Annotated in this window: 17 protein-coding genes; 2 read left to right on the top strand and 15 right to left on the bottom strand. The window is 55.7% G+C overall.

What is annotated here, in order from left to right; all coding sequences use genetic code 11:
• Positions 1-263: 263 nt before the first annotated feature.
• The 8 genes from QN062_RS08200 to QN062_RS08165 form a co-directional block, all read right to left on the bottom strand.
• A complete protein-coding gene (locus tag QN062_RS08200; RefSeq protein WP_369341327.1) occupies positions 264-1319 on the bottom strand; it encodes a 3-isopropylmalate dehydrogenase in 1056 nt (351 codons plus the stop codon).
• Between the two features lie 150 nt (positions 1320-1469).
• Positions 1470-3968 (bottom strand): S9 family peptidase, encoded by a 2499-nt coding sequence (locus tag QN062_RS08195; RefSeq protein ID WP_369341326.1) that lies wholly within the window; start codon positions 3966-3968, stop codon positions 1470-1472.
• Between the two features lie 147 nt (positions 3969-4115).
• Positions 4116-5315 (bottom strand): App1 family protein, encoded by a 1200-nt coding sequence (locus QN062_RS08190; protein WP_369341325.1) that lies wholly within the window; start codon positions 5313-5315, stop codon positions 4116-4118.
• A 102-nt stretch (positions 5316-5417) separates the two neighbouring features.
• Positions 5418-5822: a glycine cleavage system protein GcvH gene (gene gcvH / locus QN062_RS08185; RefSeq protein WP_369341324.1), complete on the bottom strand. Its 405-nt coding sequence runs from the start codon at positions 5820-5822 to the stop codon at positions 5418-5420.
• A 289-nt stretch (positions 5823-6111) separates the two neighbouring features.
• Complete coding sequence (locus tag QN062_RS08180) at positions 6112-7818, bottom strand: L,D-transpeptidase (RefSeq protein ID WP_369341323.1); 1707 nt, start codon at positions 7816-7818, stop codon at positions 6112-6114.
• A gap of 194 nt (positions 7819-8012) precedes the next feature.
• Positions 8013-9113, bottom strand: a complete 1101-nt coding sequence (gene nudC / locus QN062_RS08175; protein ID WP_369342584.1) for an NAD(+) diphosphatase — start codon at positions 9111-9113, stop codon at positions 8013-8015.
• A gap of 166 nt (positions 9114-9279) precedes the next feature.
• The gene (locus QN062_RS08170; protein ID WP_369341322.1) at positions 9280-10131 is read right to left on the bottom strand and encodes an alpha/beta fold hydrolase; all 852 of its coding nucleotides are present in this window, start codon (positions 10129-10131) and stop codon (positions 9280-9282) included.
• A gap of 186 nt (positions 10132-10317) precedes the next feature.
• On the bottom strand, positions 10318-10944 hold the full coding sequence (locus QN062_RS08165; RefSeq protein ID WP_369341321.1) for an NUDIX hydrolase family protein: 627 nt from the start codon (positions 10942-10944) through the stop codon (positions 10318-10320).
• Between the two features lie 174 nt (positions 10945-11118).
• On the opposite strand from QN062_RS08165, the gene trxA reads away from it, so the two are divergent.
• Positions 11119-11460: a thioredoxin gene (trxA, locus tag QN062_RS08160; protein WP_369341320.1), complete on the top strand. Its 342-nt coding sequence runs from the start codon at positions 11119-11121 to the stop codon at positions 11458-11460.
• A gap of 347 nt (positions 11461-11807) precedes the next feature.
• Positions 11808-12869 (top strand): G5 domain-containing protein, encoded by a 1062-nt coding sequence (locus tag QN062_RS08155; RefSeq protein ID WP_369341319.1) that lies wholly within the window; start codon positions 11808-11810, stop codon positions 12867-12869.
• Between the two features lie 597 nt (positions 12870-13466).
• Here the strand turns inward: QN062_RS08155 and QN062_RS08150 are convergent.
• The 7 genes from QN062_RS08150 to QN062_RS08120 form a co-directional block, all read right to left on the bottom strand.
• Positions 13467-14867 carry an NCS2 family permease gene (locus QN062_RS08150; protein ID WP_369341318.1) on the bottom strand — a complete coding sequence of 467 codons (1401 nt, stop codon included), beginning with the start codon at positions 14865-14867 and terminating at the stop codon, positions 13467-13469.
• A gap of 523 nt (positions 14868-15390) precedes the next feature.
• A complete protein-coding gene (pstB, locus tag QN062_RS08145; protein WP_369341317.1) occupies positions 15391-16170 on the bottom strand; it encodes a phosphate ABC transporter ATP-binding protein PstB in 780 nt (259 codons plus the stop codon).
• A gap of 57 nt (positions 16171-16227) precedes the next feature.
• On the bottom strand, positions 16228-17208 hold the full coding sequence (gene pstA, locus QN062_RS08140; protein WP_369341316.1) for a phosphate ABC transporter permease PstA: 981 nt from the start codon (positions 17206-17208) through the stop codon (positions 16228-16230).
• A complete protein-coding gene (pstC, locus tag QN062_RS08135; protein ID WP_369341315.1) occupies positions 17205-18158 on the bottom strand; it encodes a phosphate ABC transporter permease subunit PstC in 954 nt (317 codons plus the stop codon). Before pstC ends, pstA begins: the two co-directional genes overlap by 4 nt.
• 210 nt (positions 18159-18368) lie before the next feature.
• On the bottom strand, positions 18369-19499 hold the full coding sequence (gene pstS, locus QN062_RS08130) for a phosphate ABC transporter substrate-binding protein PstS (RefSeq protein ID WP_369341314.1): 1131 nt from the start codon (positions 19497-19499) through the stop codon (positions 18369-18371).
• Positions 19500-19802: 303 nt separating this feature from the next.
• A complete protein-coding gene (locus tag QN062_RS08125; protein WP_369341313.1) occupies positions 19803-20513 on the bottom strand; it encodes a response regulator in 711 nt (236 codons plus the stop codon).
• 211 nt (positions 20514-20724) lie between these two features.
• Entirely contained in the window at positions 20725-22101 is a 1377-nt protein-coding gene (locus QN062_RS08120) for a sensor histidine kinase (RefSeq protein WP_394854720.1), read from the bottom strand.
• Positions 22102-22134: the final 33 nt, after the last annotated feature.

Genomic DNA, 22134 nt, shown 5'->3' with positions numbered 1-22134 from the left:
AATGACCCGATTTGAACCTCTGTTGCAAGTTTTGGGGACTTGCCAAAGTATTTCGACCCGGTTTTTCTTCGAATCGTAACGCAAGGACACCGATTCATGGTCCTCTATACTTTGGCAAGTCCCCAAAACTTGAAATATGACTCCGAGAGTGCGTGCATTGCTGCCCAACATATGCTACGGGGCCATGCATCGACCTGTCACCGCGGCCACGTCAGCGAACTCACGCTGTGTATCTCACGGATGCAGTGACACTCGGGTTCTGGTCACAGTCTTGCGAGAATGTCGCTTCCGACTTCAGCGGTGGAGCGTTTTGCCGTCGCTGATTCCTTGATGTCGGCCTCTACAGCGGTTTCAATTCTGTCCGCGGGATCGTCGAACCCAAGGTGACGGAGCATCAGGGCAGTGGAAAGTATCGCGGCAGTAGGATTGGCGATGCCCTTTCCGGCTATGTCCGGCGCCGATCCGTGGATTGGCTCGAACATCGAAGGATACTCGTTGCTGGCATTGATGTTGCCGGAAGCTGAATAGCCGACTCCCCCGACCACTGCGCCGGCCTCGTCGGTGATGATGTCCCCGAAGAGATTGTCCGTGAGAATCACGTCGAATCGGCTCGGGTCAGTCACAATGAATATGGTTGCGGCATCGACGTGCTGATAGTCGGTCGTGACTTCCGGAAATTCCTTCGCGACGGCGTCCACAATGCGCTGCCACATATCACCCGCATTGGTGAGCACGTTCTTCTTGTGCACAAGCGTCACATGGCGACGGCGCTTCATGGCGAGCGCGAAGGCATAGCGGACCACCCGTTCCACGCCAAAGGCCGTGTTGATCGAGACTTCGGTCGCCACTTCATGAGGAGTTCCACGACGTATCGCACCGCCTGCACCCACGTAAAGGCCTTCCGTGCCTTCCCGGACGACGACGAAATCGATCTTGCCTGGGTTCGCCAACGGTGATGTGACGCCCTCGAAGAGCTTCGATGGGCGCAGATTCACGTATTGGTCGAGAGCGAAGCGCAGCTTCAGCAACAATCCACGTTCGATGATGCCAGCCTTGATGCGCGGGTCACCGACCGCTCCCAGCAGAATGGCATCCTTGTTCTTGATGCGATTCAGCTCCTCGTCCGGCAGAGTGGAGCCATCTCGGAGATACCGCTCGGCACCCAGGTCAAAGGTCTCATAATCGAAGTTCACGAGACCCTTGGTTGCCTTTTCGAGTACCGCCTGAGCTGGTGGCACGATCTCCTTGCCGATGCCATCGCCCGGAATAACCGCAATGCTGTATGTACGAGTCGACGCTGTATCTATGCTTTGAGTCATGTCTCATGACAATAGGCAGAAACCTGATGCGAACGTCGATGCAGTCCGATTATTGGACAGTTCCATATCACGATTCGAGCATCGAAACGGCTCGGGGCGAGTGGGCCATGTGCAAGACCAGACGTGCAGCTGCACATGGCACCGTCGGCATCACATCGAGATCTTAGGGGCGCACCCCATAAGCGACAGACACCACGCCACCTCAAGACACAGTTCCTCCCATTGCTTGTATCTGCCGGTCGTGCCACCATGCCCTGCCTCGACCTCGATCTTTGCGCATACCTTCGCACCGACCTCAGCTTCGCTCAGCCGCGCAGCCCACTTCAGCGGCTCGACATAGAGCACCCGCGTATCGTTCATCGAGGTCGTGATGAATATCTGCGGGAAATGCACCGTGCCGAAGCGTCGTTGCCGCTCCGCTACGGAAAGCACATTCTCATATGGCGAATAGGATTCCATATAGTGATACACCTTGTCATCGTGCAACGGGTCTCCCCATTCGTCCCATTCAGTCACGGTCAGTGGCAGGCTCGGGTCCAGAATCGATGTCAGTGCGTCCACGAAGGGCACGTCCGCCTCGATGCCCGCATACAGCTGTGGAGCCATGTTCGCGATGGCACCCATAAGAAGGCCGCCTGCCGAACCGCCGTTCGCGACTGTTCTGGCAGGATCGGCGAATCCGGCGCGCTGCAGCGCAGCCGTCGCATCGATGAAGTCCTCGAAGGTGTGCTTCTTGTTGAGCCTGCGGCCTTGCTCGTACCACGCCCGTCCCATTTCGCCACCTCCGCGGACATGCGGCAAGGCATAGAGCACACCCCGGTCGAGAAGACTCAGCCGCGACACCGAGAAGCTTGGGTCGGAGCTTATCTCGTAGGCCCCATAGCCTGTGATGAACATGGGCGATGCGGCGGGCAGGCCTTGGCCGGCGACCTCAGGAGCATCGTTGGCGGGTCTGGTTTCCGTGAAATTCCACCTTGGAGATGCCTCGATGTCGGTGAGCACCTCCTCGGTCATGCCCTGATGACCGAAAGCATCCAGGGCAGGAACAAGCCCCTTCTTCCAGAGCAATGAAACCGGAACGCGAGCGCCGTCACGCGCCTGAACCCAGACCTGGCATTCGGCGTAATCGTCGGATTGGAAATCCCCCAGCACCCTCGCCTTCTTCAGCAGTCTGTCGGTGCCCTCGTTGGGGTCAAGTTCATGCAATTCTGCGGGATTGGTGAAGCTGGTGAATGAGTATCGCAGGCGCGGGGCCTCATACGATGGATTCCCTGCTGTGCCAATCGAGAAGAGCGCCTTGTCCGGGTTCTCTGGTGAGTCTGAGCCATCCGTGGATGCCTTGTGGGAACGGCCATCTGGTTCAGGCAGTATCTCCTTGAAATTCCAAGGAATCTTCGCAAGATAGTCTTGAATGGCCTGTCTCTTGGTGATGACAGCCAGATGTGCAAGACCGTTCGCGCGGTATCCCAGTGTGATGAAGTGCTCGTGGATGTCCAGGCTCTCAATGTTCAGGCCACGCGCACCCTGCAGTATCCTTGGATTTTCGGGATTGCGATCCGGGGAATCAAGCGGCTGGTCGCGGAATTCCCCGCCCCTTTCGCATCCGAATCTGCTTCCCTCCGCAATGCATGTTCCCTCGTCGAGGGCATATGGAGCTCCATGGCTGCGCATGTCAATGATGTTGATCTGAAAATTGGGGTTCGATACGTTGTGGCAGACCACCGCTATGGGAATGTCAGGTCCTTCGTCACCAGCGCCCTCGAAGCAGGAGAAACCGACGTCATATTCGATGCCCTCTCGCCGTGGAATGAAGGGGACGAAGTCTCCTTCCGGAGTCTGCACCGGCAGCAGCAGCACCTCGCTCGTCGTCTTGGAGCTTGTTCCGATGACAACATGCCGTTCATCGAAGCTCAATCCGACGCCGACCCAGAACCTTTCGTCGTCTTCGTGCCAGACGCGCACGTCAGCGGTTGATGGCGTCCCTACCCTGTGACGCCAAACGGCATCGGGACGCCATGCATCGTCAACCGTTGCATAGAACACCCATGATCCGTCGGGAGTGATGATTCCTCCGGCCGAAACCTGCGGTATCGTCTCTGGCAGGTCGTGACCTGAATGCAGATCTCTGACGTGAAGGTCATAGCGTTCATCGCCGGTCGTGTCTATGCCATAGAGCAGCCATCTGCCATCAGCGCTCATGCTCATACCGCCTATGCGGAAGAAGTCATGACCCTTCGCCTCGGCATTGCCGTCGAAGACGATCTCCTCACCCGACAATGAGCCAGGCTCGTCATTCTCATCGATGACCGGCACATCCCAATCGTCTTCATCCGTGACTGGGATCCTGCACTGAATGGCATATTGCTGGCCTTCTTGGGTACGCGAGAAGTACCAATACCCATGCGAGCGCACTGGAACGGACATATCCGTTTCCTGAATTCGCGACCTCAGCTCGTCAAAGAGTTCCCTGCGCGTCGATTCCAACGGCTTCATGACGTGCTGACAATAAGCGTTCTCGGCAGCGACGAATGTCTTGGTGTCTTCGGAATGCTTGTTTTTCATCCATGCATAGTCATCCGTGAACGTTCCGTCACCTGCTGTGCGGACTTCTGGCGATTTTGGTGCGATGGGTCTCGAAATGTCACTCATAGGGGACGATTATAAGCATTCGCATGCATCTTTTCGCACTCCGAACAACAGGCCTCCAAGAAATCCCGGTGCTGGCTCTCGATTCGGCCGCATCACGCCTTCATTGCCCCACAGAGTCAGACACGTCCGCGGCTGGGTTCCGAAGGTCTATCTTTCAGGACCGTGATATCGCTCGAGGTATGGAATAAGCGTCTTCATGAGATTCGAGCCCGTCGTTCCATAGAAGACCGGAATATCGGTTTCAGGCATCGGCTGAGTCGTCGTCATTCCTGCCAACGAGGGCAGAGCGGACTCCTTCGGACTGAGCTGGCGCATGCCGATGGCAATGATCCTCCCAGGATATCGGCGTGCAATGGTGGCATAGGTGGTCGGATCCTTTTGCCCATCATCGCCGATAAGGATGAACCGCATCTGAGGAAAATCCGCCATCAGCTGACCTATGAACTCAAGCTTGTGCTGGACGCCAGATGGAATGAATGACTTTGGCCGAGGATCCAGGTCGCGCAGCAGCAACGGACCTGATGGGAATCCGTGATACGAGATGAAGTGACGGATCGAGCTTTCGACATTCCAGGGAGATGTGGATAGATAGAAGAAGGGTGCGTCAGGGAAGATGTCGCCTATCTTCGAATACAGGACGCTCATGCCAGGAACGGACATCCTTTTTCTTGGATTCAGCAGCAGCATGTTATATGCGGCCTTCCAGATCGTTGGAACCTGGGTGACCATGATGGTGTCGTCGACATCGGAGACAACGCCTATCCCTGCGGTTCTCGCGATGGTATACAAGGCAGACTTCACAGGCTCCCTGCCAGGAATCTTGTATGAGACGCTATGGATACCGGGCTGAAGATGATGCTGGGCAAGGAGATCGAGATATCCACGCGTGTCCGACCATGCATACTTGCTGCTCCGCTCGCGCGATGCGTCAGGCTTGTCGTGCTGCTCCGACTCGCCGATCTGGACCGTACGCAAAGGAGTGCCGTCGATGCTGATCTTCACGCGGGCATGAGGTGCGGGAACGGTGAACACGGTTCTTATGCCGCGAACGACCGCGCCGGACCTGCCGCGCTGAGGGGCAAGCATCGTGCGGCAGATAAGGCGCGAATAGGAATCGGTGCCATAGCCCACATATGGCTCGACTCGCGGAAACCAATCAAGCTGACGGGTGAGCGCGGTTGAAAAATGCGTCCAGATATTGAATGAATGAATCAAAACCCGACGAGCTAGCCGTATTGGCAACGGCTGGCGTTCAAGCCTCATTCGCGGAGAGACGGTGTCGAAGCTGCTCGCGGTCTTTCTTGCGCGTATTGGTGATGAATCAGGCATATCCATACCCTCTACCATACACAATCTCCACACATTTGAAGGAATTCAGCGTCCGAACGCATCGGCCATGGCGATGCGTGCCAAGCCGCTCGGACGCCGTGATGGCCCTGTGAAATCCCGCTACTCGATGATCTTCGCGTATTCCTCGGCGCTGAGCAAGTCCGGTTCGTCGTCGTCAAGTTCGATCTTGAAGATCCAGCCCTCACCATATGGATCGTTGTTGATGACGCTGGGATCGTCTGACGCCTCACGATTCACATATCTGATGGTTCCGGCAACGGGGCTGACGAGAGGTTCCACAGCCTTCGCCGATTCGAGTTCGACTACTTCATCGCCTGCCTCTATGTGGGTGCCCGTTTCGGGTAGATCGACGAACACCAAGTCACCGAGCTGGTCCTGTGCATACTCTGTTACACCAACGACCGCCGGCGATGCTGAAGTGTCGATCCATACGTGATCTTCGGAATACTCGAGGTGTTCAGGAACCTCAAGATTCTGGGCATTTGCACTCTGTTCTTCGCTCATGGCTACTTCCCGCCTTTCTGTTACCTTTTCGAACAACCCCTGCCAAGCTACGATGCGAGATAGGAGCACTTTATAAACTACTACCTTGATATGGCGAAATGCTGCAACACGACATGCTGCAATGCGACATGCAACAGGCGACTGCAACCATGCAGAGACACCCATGCAAAGACACTCATCGAGGAATCATATGACTGCCGTCCGCATGGTCATCGTTCACAGGCATGAAAAGCATCGAGATAGAGACAGACAGAGTGGCTCCTCGCCAGGAAATCCATCATCGATGGGATCAGCGAACCGCGCCTGTCGGCTGAGTGCCGATCACCTTGACCATGGTTCCAACCCCTGCATTCTGATAGATCCACTGTGCATCCGCGGTCAGCATGTTGACGCACCCGTGCGAACCGTGCGTCACGGGATCCCCCGTCGCAATGCCGACCGTGTTCCACGGCGCTGCATGGAATCCCTCACCACCGTTGAAGTAGCTTATCCATTTCACGCCCTTGGTGAGGTAATCGGTGCCTCGCATATCCTGTGTCTGGTACTTGATGTTCACATAGAACGTACCGTTGTCCGTCTGTGTCGAATCCTTGCCAGTGCAGACGTTGAAGCTCTTGACCTTCGTCGATCCCTTGTATACGGTCACCGTCTGCTTGGAACGGTCGACCTCGATCCACATGTCGCCGTTGGCCTTTGTGTAATCGGCGACATGCGACTCAGTCTTGTATTTCACCACTGTGGTCTGGGCAGCGATGGATTCCGTCGAGCCGTTGTTCAGAGCGTCAAGCACCTTTTGCGCGGTTGTGGCGATGTTGGTGACCTTGACGCCGTTCACACCCTTGGTGGTGACCGTCAACACCGTGCCCTGCGCGTTCTTGATGTCTTGCTGCGCGACGGCATCCTGATCCAACTGCTTGGGCAGAGTGCTTTCGAGATAGGTGCTCATCGCCTCGCTATCGTATTGGATGGTGATGGTGCCCTTCGCGACATCACTGCTGGAATCTACCCATCCGGCCACCACGTCGGCGGGAATCGTAAAGCTCTTGCTGTCTCCATTATTGATGGTAACGCTCTGCGCGATGCGCTGGTTGGCGGTATCTGCAGCCTCCTGAGCAGCTTCCTCACTGATGGGCATCGAAACGGAACCGTAGCTTATGGGCGCTGAGACTGTTGTTCCTGGATTGGCAACGATCTTGGCAACCGCCGACTTCACCGTGTCAAGCTTGGGAGCCTTGCCTTCCTTGCCTGCCGTAACAGTGAACTTCTGGGAGGTCTTATCATAGGCAATGGTTGATGCCTTGGCGCGTTCGCCTTCCTTCACGAAAGTCGAAGTCAGGTAATCGCTCATGGCGGAGTCATCAGTCGAGGTCACGAGACTGACCTGCTGTCGCTGGAATGGATTGATCCGCAGCGCTCCTGCCGAGGACTTCGCCTGCAGCAATGCATTGACCGTGGCCTTCACGTCCACCTTGACGCCAAGTTCCTTGAGCGTCGCCTTCGTGTCCTGCTCCGCATTATCGGCAACCTCGACCTTGGAATCGGAAACCGCGGACTTCACAGTCTGGGTGAGCTGAGCGGCACTCTGACCAGCGACACTCCGGCTGCCGAACATCACGCCCGGTGCCGCCTTGTCGGAGAAATAGGATTGCGCAGCAAAGAAGCCGCCAACCGCAGCCGCCACAAGCACCAGCAGCATCACCAGTGTGACGATCAGACCGACATGGCCGTGTCTCTTGGCCATGCCATCGCCATGCTGAACCTCGAACTGTCCAAGGCCGGAATCACCTGAATCCTCAGTGCCTCGCCCTGCAAACTGGCCAGAAGGCCGCAAGGGAGAGAACTGCATCGTGCTCTGCGTATCGTTGGAGTAATCCCCACGGCGAGTTTCCCCATTCACGGGAGAGACATTCCCATCCACATTGAACTTCTGGCCTTGGCTGCCCCGTGACACAGGTGGTTTAGGAATACCTGAGTCAAAATACCCGTTGTCTGACATACTGGGCCTTTCTGTGTTTCCCACGCAACTCGCAAGCCATGGCCGATTGCTGCTATACCCCTTGCGTTCGCCGTGCCGATTCTACTAGCAAAGCTATGTGCAAACCACCATATATCCCAATTATTGCCATTGCCATGGCAAATGTCGCGAATTTCACACTTCGGCTAAATTACTTGCGTAGCCTTACAAAACCCTTAGAACTGCGCTCCGTACCATTCCTCGATCATGTATCGGGCAATGGTCGCCTTTCCCGGAGCCAGCATTTCCCCACTCGTGAGAGCGCGAATGAATTCGTCCCTGCTGACCCATCGGGCGCTTTCTGTCTCCTTGCCATCGACATGGATTGCCGTGTCGCGAGCGTATCCCTTGAACGACATCATCAATGATGATGGGAAGGGCCATGGCTGCGAGCCTGTGTACATGAGATCGGATACCTCGATTCCGGTTTCCTCCCTGGCTTCGCGCCGCGCCGCATGCTCCAGATTCTCCCCTGCTTCGACGAATCCTGCGGACACCGAATAGAATCCAGGCTTCCATGCGCTGTTATGCTGCAGCAGCAGTCTGTTCTGTGAATCTACGATTGCAGTGATGACGGCGGGCTCAATCCTCGGGAATATGATTCGGTTGTCGTCTGCGGCGTTCTGGCAGCGCTGCGCCCATCCTGAAAAGACGCTCGTCGTCGCCGCGCCACAATACGGGCAGTAGTGCTGAGCTCTGTGCCACATTGAAAGAGTCGCAGCCGTCGTCGCCAGGCCCGCCTCCACTGTCGAGGCATGCGGCGCGAACTCTCTCAGCCCCACCCAATCGCAACGCGTGCGGGCAAGCTCAAGAATCGACGGTCTCGCATCGGCCGATGCACGCGTGGGACCATCGGAGGCGAATGCATCATCAGCCCCGACGTTCCTAGGATTGGGAACCTCCGCCGCGATGATGCCTTCGGATATGTCGAGAGCGACATACGAATGGCCTGCGCGCGTTCCCAGGAATATCGGAATGCACTGAGCATGGGGAGAACTACGGAAGTCTCCACCCATGGAATCTGGAATCAAATCGCGCACATAGCTTCCGGCAAGCGTTGTCAGACGAATCTTCGCAACGTCATAGTCAACGAATCTGCCTTGTCCCTTTGGAATGGCCACTCTTCCGGACTGCACCAGAATCACTCGTGTGGCGTCGGACGAGAGAAGCGTGCGTATCAGTTCAGGATCATCCCTGCGATCGACCTGATAGTCGACCCCGTCCTGTGCAAGTGGCAGGAATGGCAGAACATGCGTCAACGCCAAAGGCGCGAACATCGAAGCATGGACTGGCTCCTTGCCAGGTGCCCCTGCCCTGTCTGAAGATCCCGATGCCGTCAGCGGCACTGAGCCTTCTGAATGCCGCCCGGCGTGCGAAGGCTGACCTTGTGCGTCACTGGCCGCATCCACTTCGTTTCGTGTGCCTGAATCCGTTTCATCATGTTCACTCATGGACTCGTCCCACCAGTTCCAGCAGTGCGCGTGCCACCTGCCCAGGATGTTCGGATGCGCTGAAATGCCCGCAATCTTCGATGACGGTGAAGCTTGTGGAAGTCGAAATCATCGCGTCTTGGAGCTTCTTCATTTCTTCCGGCGGACTGGAGGGATCCTTCTCTCCAGAAACTATCGCAGCGGGAGCGGTTATCTGCGGCAGCACATCACTCAAATCGGGACGCCCCGCAGCCATGCGTTCGCGCCATGCAACACCCGCAGGACTCTGATCGTGCAGCCACGCCGTGAACTTCGCGATGAATGCCGGAGACCGCTTTACCGTGGAGTCCCTGTCGGTCGCAGCCGCAAAGCCCATGACTGGTTCAATCGAGTTCGTGTTCTCGCATTCGTTGGCTATTCGCAGCCTGTTCTCACGGCTGTGACCTGCGTCTGCCTGAGACTTCGTGTCACACAGCGCAATGCCCGCAACCATTTCCGGATGGAGTTTCTGCATCATCAATGCGACGTATCCGCCCATGGACAGTCCTACCCAGATGGCCCTGTCATATCCCAGCGACTTCAGCAGGGACGCGTATCCTTCCGTCATTCGCTCCAAGGCCTGAGGGTATGCTCCGTCCGCATCGACCGGACCCGTGTCGGCCATAGCAGGTATTCCACTCGAGCCGGCTCCCGGCATCTCTGGGGCAAAGACAGGAAAAGGAGGAATGTCATTGAGCGCCGACAGATCGCAGACGGTTTTCGCGCATTCATCCCACATGCGATGATCGATGGGAAAGGCATGGACCAGCACGAGCGGGATGCCGAAGCCATCGCGATACGTGGTGTTGCCTATGTGCATTGTCATATTTGGTACTCCCATCCTGCAATCAGCAAGAAGTCTTATCTTTTGCGGCAGTCACGAACGTTCGCGAACGGTCACGAGCGGTCACGAAGGGTCGCGAATCACACCCGTCCTGCGTCTCACTGCCATCCTAGGCCAGAATCATGTTCTGAATCGTTTCCAGTCGCGAATCAGCAGGGCACGCGGGGGTCACGAATGCGTTCCGGCCCAGGACAATGCCTGACGCACTATGGTGCCGTGGCCATTCGGCATCTGGCTGATGAACTGGTCGAGAAGGACGTTGGACGGTTCCACCCATTCGACGTCCAGAGTCTCGTCTCGCGGCTTGCAGTCCCCTGCGATCGCGACGACGTAGCATAGCGCAATCGCATGCTGACGCGCATCGTAGAACTCGGAGACGCCGGGAGTCGGGAAGAACTCCGCAATCGTAAATGGTTGCAGACTCACGGGAATCAAAGGCAGCGCAAGCTCTCCCAAGTCCTTGGCAACATTCCTGGCAATCGCCTCGCGCAGAGACTCGTGGAAAAGCACCCTGCCGGTGATGAGCGTGCGCTCGATGGCGCCATCCTCGCACATGCGCAGCAGCGAGCCAACCTGCTCGATTTGGCCGAAGTCATCGGTTCTCACCGGCACGATCTCAACATATGCGATGGGGATCTGATGCCTGGCACGATCGATGTCAGCACTGCCAAGCCAGCCTGGAGGATTGTCTGACCCACTCACAAAGTCCTCTGGCGTGATGTGGTCGAACGCACCCCGCTTACGATCGGCGTCAAAGTCATCGTCATCGGGAATTTCATCATGTAGCACTGGCATACCGACCATTATCTGTACAACGCATGACCAAAGCCATGTGGATCGGCCATGCATCTGCTCCAATGAGCCTAGAGCGTATAAGCCGAGGGTGAGCTAGATTGTTCTTCATGTTGGCACTTGTTAGAGTGTGAGACTAAGCATGCGGAGGAGTACCGCAGATGAAAGGCAATGACGATGGCAACGCAGACAGTGACTTCACAGAACTTCGAACATACGATCAACGACAACGAACTCGTCTTCGTTGACTTCTGGGCGACCTGGTGCCGACCATGCAAGGCATTCGGCCCTATTTTCGAGAAGGCATCGGAAACGCATCCGGAAATCACCTTCGGCAAGGTGGACATCGATCAGAATCAGGAGTTGGCCGCTGCGGCCGACATTCAGGCAGTGCCGACGCTTATGGTCACCAAGAACGGTCAGATAATCTTCAAGCAGGCAGGTGCGTTGCGCTCAGCTGATTTGAACAGTCTGATCGATCAGGCCAAGAAAGCGGACGTTTCCTCCTCTGAGAAGTAAGCAGCCAGGGTAGGCAAGAGCGTCAGGGCAAATCTTCAGTGCAGGGTATCAGTGCAGATCTGACCGGCAGGAAGGCAGAGGTCTGCAGCGATCGCAGTATGACTGGGCTGACGGCCTTCGCCGTGTCCGTCCCTCGCGTTCGTGCATTGCTGCATGAATCCATTGCAACACACTTTTATATGCAAAAATAACATGCCTGCGCTATGATGTTGGAATTGTGTAAGCACCAGCGGCATTGCATAGTGGATGTTCCGCCCAGCGCGGGGCGTGAACTCACCGTGGCCTGATACGGGAGATATGAGGGCTTCAAGCAGCTGAGGATCTGTAGTCGAAGACAGAGGAGAAAGATGGTAAGCCATCGCAGAGAACGGGTTTCCGTGTTCAAGGTCTTGACCAAGAGACAACGAACCAGGCTTATTGCAGGAGCCGCGGCACTCATTCTGGCTGGCACCGCTGGCATTGTGTCACGCGGTTTCTACAGTGCGCCGGAAGCTCAGGCAAAAACGCAGGTAACTTCTTATTCGGCGACCCAGATGCAGGGGCTTGAGGTCTCGAGGGATTCCGTGCGCAAGGCCATCAACGAAGGCCAGGGAGGATCTTCCACTGATACGTCGTATGTCAAGGTCGTCATCAATGGAAAGTCCAAGCTCATTCTCGGAGATAACTTCACTACGGTGAAATCGGTTCTCGATGCGGGCGACATCACTCTTGAACCGGACGACACGGTCGCTCCAGGATTGAACACCAAGGTCACTGAATCGACAGTCATCCAAATATCCCGCTCCAACAGTGAGATTCAGTCGTCGCAGACACAGATTCCATTCAACACCATCGAAGAGAAGACAGACAGCATTCCTGCAGGAACGACTAAGGTCAAGACCGAAGGAAAAGCCGGAATCATGGAAACCACCAGCCTGATAACCAAGGTGGGCGGAAAGAATTCCTCCAGCAATATCTTCGCGTCATACGTTAAGAATGCACCTGTCAACAAGGTCATTCTCATTGGTACCGGCAAGGTCGAGTCCTCATCTTCGAGCTCAAGCTCGTCAAGCTCTTCAAGCTCTTCTTCGACATCAACGACCTCGGTTTCCTCGACTTCCACGACGCCTGTCGGAACGGCACAGAGCATCGCGCACACTCAGGTTCTGGCGCGTGGATGGAGCGAAAGCGACTTCACCTGCCTCGTGCAGCTCTGGAATCGTGAATCTGGCTGGAGCACCACTGCGGAGAATCCTTCGGGCGCGTATGGCATCCCTCAGGCACTTTCAGGAAGCAAGATGGCTTCCGCAGGATCTGATTGGGCCACCAATGCATCGACTCAGATCACCTGGGGCCTCGGCTACATCGCAGGACGCTATACGAATCCTTGCGGAGCCTGGTCTCATTCAGAATCCTCAGGATGGTACTAAACCGTATCTCCACCATGAAAAGCCCCTGTGCCCGATTCGGCGCAGGGGCTTTTCATTATTCAACCGCAGCGAACGAGATTCGTGGCAGCCGTGACATTATGGCGTGAACTTACCGAAGCTCATCTGCGCTGTGACGATCGCGTCGCAACAGTACAGATGCCGGAACAGACATTCTGGTTCGGACACATTCTTACATATCGGCTTCATGATAGAGCAAGCAATACCTCTCCCTGAGCTTGCCTACTCCCTTGAAGAAGATCTCCGCCATCCAGATCGATTACGCTCAGGCTCCGGAATCACAAGGGAGCATGACAGGGCGTCCGACATGAGGGAAAGGACCACACACATGCTGCTGACAGAGTCTGATTTATACAGGCTCTATGACTTTGCGGACGGTGCGATGCTCTGGGTACTTTGCAGGTTGAGGTCAAAGGAAGTGCTCCCACATCTCGTCCAGACATAGAACAGAGCCCTCACATCATGCATTTCAGATGTGAGGGCTCGATACTTACAGCGTCGGTGCACCTTATAGGGCGCGTGCCGACCATGGAGTCAGGAATGGCTCCTGACTGCTTGCTTGCTGCCGAATCCCATGCGTCAGAGCACTGCCTGAAGCACAAAGTCAAGCACGAAGAGCAAAGCCACGATCCAGATGACGATGTTGACTTCCTTCGCCTTGCGCTTGAAGGTCATGGTCAGGCAGTAGACGAGGAATCCTGCTGCGATGCCATAGGAAATCGAATAGGCAAAAGCCATGAACACCGACGTGAAGAAGGCGGGAATCGCTTCGGTGATGTCGTCCCACTTGATCTCGCGGAAGGAGCTCATCATCATGCAGCCTACGAGGACAAGCACTGGAGCCGTTGCCGCGGATGGAATGGCGGAGACGACTGGTGCGAGGAACGCACTCAATGCGAAGCAGATGGAGACCACGACAGAGGTAAGACCTGTGCGGCCACCGGCTGCGATGCCTGCAGCGGATTCAACGTAGGTGGTGGTGTTCGAGGTGCCGATCAGCGCGCCGACCGAAGTCGCCGTGGCATCGGCGAAGAGTGCCTTGTCCATCTTCGAGCTGAAGCCGGAGCCGTTTTCGAGGGCTTCCTCGTCTGCCTGTGAGAAGATGCCTGAACGGCGACCGGTGCCGACGAAGGTGCCGATGGTGTCGAAGGTGTCAGACAGCGAGAATGCGAAGATCGTGATGATGACGATCGGAAGCTTTGCAGGATCAGAGAAGAGCGAACCGAATCCTGCATGGGTGAAGATGGCCAGGAATGTCTGTGGAAGCTCAGAGAATGACTGGCCCAAGTTGGTCGCTGCGCTCATGGTGGTGACGCCCATGGGAATGCCGATGATGGATGTCAGCGCGATGGCGATGACGAAGCCACCCTTGTTGATGAACGAAAGACGGCCCTTGAACTTGAATACCAAGAAGAAGATGGCAAGCAGCAGTCCGATGAGGAACAGTACCGTCGTGCTCGTGTTGAATACTGTCAGCGCCGGATTTGCAAGAGCCGGGGCGGTCTTGTCTGGGCTGAACTTGATGATGCCGACGTTGAGCAGACCCACATAGGCGATGAATATGCCGATGCCGCCGCCTATGGCGTGCTGAAGCATCGGTGGAATCGACTTGATGATGAGCTTTCGAATCTTGGTCGCGGTGATGATGATGTTGATAAGACCGCAGATGAAGACCATGCTCAAGGTCTCCTGCCACGTAAAGCCAAGCCCCTTCACCACGGTGAAGGTGAAGAATGCGTTGAGACCCATACCAGGAGCCAGAGCGTATGGTACGTTGGCGACCAGGCCCATGACGAGCGTACCGATGATGGATGCGATGATGGTTGCAAGGAATACAGCCCCCCACGGCATCCCTGTCTTGGAAAGAACCTCTGGATTCACAGCGATGATGTATGCCATTGCGAAGAAGGTTGTGATACCAGCAACCACTTCCGTTGAGACGCTAGTCCCGTTCTCCTTCAATTTGAAGAACTTGTCCATACTCTCTTCTCCCTAGTTATAGATGTGTTGGACAAAGAGAGCATATCACTGGCAATGGTCTGCAATTGTTGCCAGAACGATGCGAATGTGCGGTAACTCACATGTCACATCGTTGAGCTCGGAAAAATGTAAAGAGGAATTTACAAATAGGCTGATTTTGCATGAATTTCAGGCCCCGAAGATCGAGATTCCGAGTTTTGCGGCAATTAAGAAGTATAAACATGGTTTTTTGGCTTTTCTACGTCCTGATTTCAACAATTTCTTGCCCTTATACTTCGCAATTGCCGCAAAACTCGGAATCTCGGCAACAATAGCCCCTGTGGGAGCAGGAACCGCATTGATTATGACTCTGGTACGCGAATCGATGCGGCTGTGATTGAAGCATCGCCTCAACCTGGTCGCTAAGCAGAGTGAAATGCTGTGACGGGATGCAATCCGGGGCCTGTGCTGCCCATGAGAAAACGGAGATCCACGCCAAAGGCGTGGATCTCCGCTATTGAATGCGCTCATGCAGCGCAAGGGATCATCCGAAACGACCGGAGATGTAGCGTTCGGTGTCCTTCTCCTCAGGGTTGGAGAATATCTTGGTCGTATCGTTCATCTCGACCAGGTGACCGGGCTCGCCCACAGCGCGAAGATTGAAGAAGGCCGTGTAGTCGGAGACACGGGCGGCCTGCTGCATGTTGTGCGTCACGATGACGATGGTGTAGTCCTTCTTGAGCTCATTGATCAGATCCTCGACCGCAAGAGTCGAGATGGGGTCCAGAGCCGAGCATGGCTCATCCATAAGCAGGACCTGAGGATGCACGGCAACTGCACGGGCAATGCAGAGACGCTGCTGCTGACCACCGGAAAGTCCGATTCCTGGATTGCCCAGACGGTCCTTGACTTCCTCCCAAAGGTTCGCGCCTCTTAAGGCCCATTCCACAAGGTCATCCGCATCTGACTGCTTGAGGCGACGGTTGTTGAGCCTCACGCCCGCCAGCACATTGTCCCGTATGGACATGGTCGGGAATGGGTTCGGCCGCTGGAACACCATGCCAATGTCTCTGCGCACCGAGACTGGATCTATGTCCTGCGCATACAGATTCTGCCCCTCCAGCAGCACCTCCCCCTTGACGTATGCGCCGGGAATGATCTCGTGCATGCGGTCCAAGGTGCGTAGAACCGTTGACTTTCCACAGCCTGAGGGACCGATGAAGGCGGTGACCTTGTTCGGTTCGATGGCCATGTTCACATCTTCAACTGCGAGAAACTTCCCGTAGTAGACGTTCAGATGATTGACATCTATGCGTTGTCCCATATTTGTTCCTTTGCTTCACGATTCTTGCATGAATTCGTGATGTCACAGTCCTAAGATTCAGTTTTCAGTCTTTACGGCGAACAGCCTGGCGACGAGTCGCCCGACAAGATTCAGCAGCAGCACGATGATGATGAGCACCAGTGCGGCAGCCCAGGCACGTTCCATGCGAATCTCTGGCAGGCAAGGGGGTGTCGCCTGCAAGGCAGTCGCCGAGCATGTGGCCAGACCCTGCGAATATTCCTGATACACGTACACTGGCAGGGTGGTCATGCGGCCGCTGAACAGGTTCAGGTTCGTTGTCGATATGAAACCGGCTGCGATCAGCAACGGTGCGGTTTCGCCGATGACACGCGCAATGGCAAGTATGACGCCTGAAACTATTCCAGGCAGCGCAGTCCTCAGAACAATCTTCGTGATCGTGCGCTGCTTGGTCACTCCGAGAGCATAGGCGGCCTCGCGAAGATCATTGGGAACGATCTTCAGCATCTCCTCCGACGTCTTGACAACCGTTGGAATCATCAGCAGCGAAAGAGCCACGGAACCGACAAAGCCATTCACCGTGCCAGGTCCAACGAGCGTATTGAACAGCGAATATGCGAAGAGTCCGGCAACGATCGAAGGAATGCCGCTCATGACGTCGACAAGCAGTCCGATCGCTCTGGCAAGGCCGCCGTTATGCGAATACTCGACCAGATACACAGCGCACATCAGGCCCAGCGGAATCGAAATGACCATCGAACCCAAGGTGACCAGAAGCGTGCCGATTATGGCATGGACGATGCCGCCGTAGCCACCGCTTGGCGTGGCGTTGCCACCGACCACACCAGACATGTTGTAGCTGAGAAAGTTCAGGTTCAACCTGGTGATGCCAGAGGAAATGGTGGTCCACAGGACCGAGATGAGCGGAATGAGCGCAACGACGAAGGCAAGCAGGATGAGGACTCTCATCATCCAATCCTTGCGCTTGCGCGCAGCAAGATAGGATCGCGTGGGCTTGAACTTGTCAAAGTCGATGGAAGTATGTGACTGGGACATCATACTCTCGCTTTCTCGGTTATCTTACGAGCTATGAAGTTCACAAGGAAGGTGATCAGGAACAGGACCAGGCCGGTCGCTATCAGGGTCGAGACACCAAGATCGTTCGCTTCAGGGAACTGCGACGCAATGTTGGCTGCAATGCTTTGGTTCTGCGATGCCTGCAACAGCTTGAAGGAATATGACATGCCGGGCGAAAGAATCATCAGCACCGCCATCGTCTCGCCAAGGGCACGGCCAAGTCCCAGCATCGAAGCTGAGATAATTCCCGAACGCCCGAATGGAAGCACGGCAAGCTTGATCATCTCCCATTTCGTCGCACCCATGGCCAGCGCCGCCTCCTGCTGAAGGCGCGGAGCCTGCAGGAAGATGTCGCGGGAAACGGATGTGATGATGGGAAGGATCATTACCGCCAGCACGACGGAAACCGTCGCCACGGTGCGTGATGGATCCGCTGCAGGGCCCTTGAACAAGGGTATCCAGCCAAGATATTTGGCGACCCACTGCCAGAATCCGGTTATGTGAGGCACCAGCACGATGCCACCCCACAGACCGTAGATCACGGAAGGGATGGCTGCAAGAAGATCGACCACATAGCTCAGCGCGGTTGAAAGCCTACGCGGTGCATAGTGCGAAATGAAAAGCGCGATGCCTACCGAGATTGGGAATGCAAGCAGCAGCGCCAACGCTGAGATGAGAATGGTGCCGAATACCAAAGGTCCGACATATTGCAGGAAGTTATGCGCCTGCCCACCTGTGAATGAAACGATGGTTTCCTCATTGGCCTTTTGGTCGCCGGTCAGCAGAGGCATCGCTCGAACTATAAGAAATAAGGTCACGGCAGCCAAAGCCACCAGAATCATGATTCCGGCTCCATAAGCCAAACCTTTGAACACTTTATCGCCGGACTTGCCCGATGTTGTGTTCCGTGTCACCGTTGTCTGCGAACTCAAGGCTTCTCCTTCATCGTATGCGATTCACGCATTGAGTCTCACTGTATACCTTACCGGGATGCATCAAGGAATGCGGCCGGACAATCTGCCTTTTCGGCAAGCAATCCGTCCCACCGATGGCCGAGACCATCCGCGAAACGGATTGCATAATCAACATGTCGCTTGCCATATCAGCATTCGCGAATCAATCAGATGACCTGTGAAGATCGCTCACTTGGTCTTGATTGCGTTTACGGACTTCATGACTTCGGCGCGCAGGGAGGCCGACATCGGGGCACTGCCTGCACTGTCAGCTGCGGTCTTCTGACCATCCTTGCTGACGACGTAGGTGAGCCATTGCTTGACGAATTCAGCGTTCTTGGTGTCCTTGTATGCAGGGCATGCAATGTCATAGGAAACGAGAACAACTGGATATGCGCCTGATTCGGTCGTGTTGTGATCGATCTTGATGACGACTCGGTTTGCCTGAGTCGCGGTGTCGTCCTTAGGAGATGCATCGACTACCTTGGCAGCCGCATCGGCTGAGTAAGGCACGTATTCGTCGCCGACCTTGACGGCGGCAGTGCCCAGCGAACCTGCCTGCGAAGCGTCGGCATAGCCGATCGTTCCCTCAGCCTGGTTGACTGTGGTGATCACACCGGAAGTGCCCTTGGCACCCTGTCCGACGTTGTTAGGCCAGTTCTCGCCGACCTCATAGGACCATGCCGAGCTGGCGGTGTCCTTGATGTAGCTGACGAAGTTCTTGGTCGTTCCGGACTTGTCGGAACGGTGGACGACGGTGATCGCCAGGTCAGGGAGCGTGACATTCGGATTCATCTTCGCGATTGCGGAGTCGTTCCACTTGGTGATCTTGCCATCGAAGATCTTCGCAATGGTCTCGCCATCAAGCTTCAAGTGCTTGCTGGTGCCGTTAAGTCCGGCGGACTTGAGGTTGTAGACGATTGCGATTGGGGAGATGTACACAGGAACGTCAAAGGCGGTGCCTGTTGCGCAAACCGACTTTGACTGAGAAACCTGATCCGATGTCATTGCTGCATCGGAACCGGCCCATACCGTTGAACCAGTCAGGAAGGTGCTCACGCCTGCGCCCGAACCGGATGGATCATATGAAATCTTTGCATCAGGCTGCTTGTCGGCAAAGCCTGCAATCCAAGCCTCGACAGCGCTCTGCTGTGAAGAGGCGCCTGCTCCCGCGAATTCCCCTGAGATCGAAGCAGCGGCAGAAGTTGAAGCTGAACTTGACGAAGTTGCACTTGTGTTGTCACCGCAAGCTGCAAGGGCCGCCAACATGGCAAAACCAGAAAGTGCAGCGACGGAACGGATCAACGCATTGTTACGCATATATTCTTTCCTCTATCATCCTTGACGGTTACCCGCCTGAGTGCCTTCCTCAACAAACTGGGGCGACCTTTGAAGGACCCCATCCGACCTGAACATGGCACATGGAATTTCAAGCCAATTCCAAGCGTATTGGGTGAATCGAAGTTCGGGAAGCGAAATAGGTTAACGGAGAATGAACAAGAGCTTATATCTCGACCACTCCGTCGATATGCCGAGTTTCGCATCATCGTTCGCTGGATCTATGGGAAAACGACTGTCGCTCGGCGAGACGACAGGTCTTGCAACGGCTGAGCGTTGACTATCTCAGCGGCCGGGCTCATCGATCTTGTAGCCCAAGCCACGAACGGTCGTGAGGTACTTGGGATGGGCGGGGTCGATTTCTATCTTCGAACGGACACGCTTCACATGCACGTCCAGGGTCTTGGTGTCGCCAACATAATCCGACCCCCAGATTCGATCGATCAATTGATGCCGCGTCATCACCCTTCCCTTGTTCTGCAAGAGATACTCGAGCAATTCAAATTCCTTGAGAGGGAAGAACACATCCATGCCACGGACCTGGACCGAATGCTCGCCGACGAGCATGGAAACCTCACCGCAGCTCAGCGGCATGTCAGCATGGACCGCCGTTCCCTGCTCAGGCGTTCTGACGGTCTGATTGCGTCTGAGAACGGCTCGGATCCTGGCAAGCAGCTCACGGAATGAATATGGCTTGGTGACATAATCATCCGCTCCAATCTCCAATCCGACGACCTTGTCGATCTCCGAGCTCTTTGCCGTAAGCATGATTACGGGGACACGGGATTGCTCACGAATCCGTCTGCACAGCGCGATTCCATCCAAGCCCGGCAGCATCAGATCCAGCAGCACCAGGTCCACCCCACCCTTGGTGAATATCTCCAGACCTTCCTCGCCTGTTGCCGCAGCGGAAACCTCATAGCCTTCCCGGTTGAGCTGATATACCAGAGGCTCCCTATACGATTCCTCATCCTCCACGATCAGTATGCGAGTCATTCGACACCTTCCCTGACTGTCACCGTTGTCTTCACACCCTTTTCCACACGTTGCGCACCATGCACAGAATAAGGCATATGTGCGGACGGTGCATGCACACCCCATTCATCACGCATATCGCACCCCATGGTAATGGAGATGCTCAACCTCAGAGATTCCCGACGCATCGATCACCCTCGGCATGCGCGTCCGTTGGCATGATTCTCAATCATCATCGGTCTCCCCGGGATTGCTTCGGATGAACGCCATCCTTGCCTGCGGTCCGCCCGGAACCTGGCTCTTTCACTCCCCTGGGAAGGGTTATCGTAAAGGTCGATCCCTCACCTTCACGAGACCAGACTGCGATGGTTCCACCGCACTCCTGAACGCAATGCTTGGTGATGCTCAGACCGAGACCCGTTCCCCCGGTCTCTCTCGAACGCGCGGGATCGACTCGGTAGAAGCGCTCAAAGACACGGCCGAGAGACCGCTCAGGTATCCCGATGCCTTGGTCGACGACCTTGATGCGAACGTTCTGTTCGTCAGCGACGATGCCCACGGCGACGTGCGTTTTCGTCGGCGAATACCTGATCGCATTTTCGACGAGATTCTTCACAGCTGTTTTCAACGCGTCCGCGCTCCCCTGATTGAAAATCGTCTCCTCGAACGCGGCAGATGAGGCAAGGTCGGACTCCTCATTGATCGGAGCTCGCTGGCCGTTGATCGACAGGACGATTTCCATATGCTTCGCCTCGGCCTGGACCAGATTCTCTCGAATCGCCTCGGTGACGGTCTCCAGCACGTTCGTCTGTCTGCTTTCGGCGATGTCCAGCGTGTCCTCGGCTCTCTGCAGTTCTATCAACCTTCCGACCAACCCCGTCAGACGCTCTGATTCCTTCGAGATTCTGCCGGAGAAATAGCGCACCGCATCGGGATCGTCCGCAGCGTCAGAAACCGTTTCCGCCAACAATGCGATTGCTCCTGCCGGAGTCTTCAGCTCATGCGAAACGTTCGTCACGAAATCCCTTCTCATCCTTTCGAAGCTTCGCTGTTCGCTCGTGTCCTGGATGAGGATCGCATAGATGTCACCGGCGACCCTGCCTATGCGCACTCGCAGGTTGACCGTTTTCGAAGGCAATGCGGCGCCTGGCTGGACACCAAGGCCAGACACGCCGATGGGACTCTGGGAGGCATGGCTTCCATTCTTGATTTCAGATCCCACGTAGCCATTGCGGTCGCATTCGATCTCACGCTCCCGAAGGACACCGTCGGCACTGGTCTGATTCAGCATGTCAATCAGTTCGTCGGAAACAAGACGACTGCCTTCGACGAGCTTCAGCTCCTCGGCCGCAGGGCTGGCATATTCGACTTCACGTGCGGAGCTGAGGATGATGATTCCGCCATACATGATCTGGATGAGTCCGCGCTCCGCCTGCTCCGTCGCAACCGTGGCGCCGAATATTGATTGGGAACGCTCGTCGCGGGGGGCATCGCGCTTCGCCTTGCGCGAAGCTCCGAAACGATATGAGCCCCAGCATGCAACGCATATCACGATTGCGGCGATCGCGGTCAATACCCAGATCTGCCACCAGATTACGCCTACTTGCATGATGCCCTCTCCCAAGAAGATCGAACGATTCGT

This window comes from Bifidobacterium sp. WK012_4_13, assembly GCF_041080835.1.
In the GTDB taxonomy this organism is placed as follows: domain Bacteria; phylum Actinomycetota; class Actinomycetes; order Actinomycetales; family Bifidobacteriaceae; genus Bombiscardovia; species Bombiscardovia fermentum.
This window is presented reverse-complemented; position numbering and strand designations above follow the sequence as displayed.

Bases quoted from the DNA above. Each gene is read 5' to 3' on its own strand.
- QN062_RS08165 (WP_369341321.1), bottom strand. From the start codon at position 10,944: ATGCCAGTGCTACATGATGAAATTCCCGATGACGATGACTTTGACGCC.
- QN062_RS08125 (WP_369341313.1), bottom strand. From the start codon at position 20,513: ATGACTCGCATACTGATCGTGGAGGATGAGGAATCGTATAGGGAGCCT.
- trxA (WP_369341320.1), top strand. From the start codon at position 11,119: ATGGCAACGCAGACAGTGACTTCACAGAACTTCGAACATACGATCAAC.
- pstS (WP_369341314.1), bottom strand. From the start codon at position 19,499: ATGCGTAACAATGCGTTGATCCGTTCCGTCGCTGCACTTTCTGGTTTT.
- pstA (WP_369341316.1), bottom strand. From the start codon at position 17,208: ATGATGTCCCAGTCACATACTTCCATCGACTTTGACAAGTTCAAGCCC.
- QN062_RS08190 (WP_369341325.1), bottom strand. From the start codon at position 5,315: ATGGTAGAGGGTATGGATATGCCTGATTCATCACCAATACGCGCAAGA.
- QN062_RS08200 (WP_369341327.1), bottom strand. From the start codon at position 1,319: ATGACTCAAAGCATAGATACAGCGTCGACTCGTACATACAGCATTGCG.
- QN062_RS08170 (WP_369341322.1), bottom strand. From the start codon at position 10,131: ATGACAATGCACATAGGCAACACCACGTATCGCGATGGCTTCGGCATC.
- pstB (WP_369341317.1), bottom strand. From the start codon at position 16,170: ATGGGACAACGCATAGATGTCAATCATCTGAACGTCTACTACGGGAAG.
- nudC (WP_369342584.1), bottom strand. From the start codon at position 9,113: ATGTTCGCGCCTTTGGCGTTGACGCATGTTCTGCCATTCCTGCCACTT.
- QN062_RS08180 (WP_369341323.1), bottom strand. From the start codon at position 7,818: ATGTCAGACAACGGGTATTTTGACTCAGGTATTCCTAAACCACCTGTG.
- gcvH (WP_369341324.1), bottom strand. From the start codon at position 5,822: ATGAGCGAAGAACAGAGTGCAAATGCCCAGAATCTTGAGGTTCCTGAA.
- QN062_RS08120 (WP_394854720.1), bottom strand. From the start codon at position 22,101: ATGCAAGTAGGCGTAATCTGGTGGCAGATCTGGGTATTGACCGCGATC.
- QN062_RS08150 (WP_369341318.1), bottom strand. From the start codon at position 14,867: ATGGACAAGTTCTTCAAATTGAAGGAGAACGGGACTAGCGTCTCAACG.
- QN062_RS08195 (WP_369341326.1), bottom strand. From the start codon at position 3,968: ATGAGTGACATTTCGAGACCCATCGCACCAAAATCGCCAGAAGTCCGC.
- QN062_RS08155 (WP_369341319.1), top strand. From the start codon at position 11,808: ATGGTAAGCCATCGCAGAGAACGGGTTTCCGTGTTCAAGGTCTTGACC.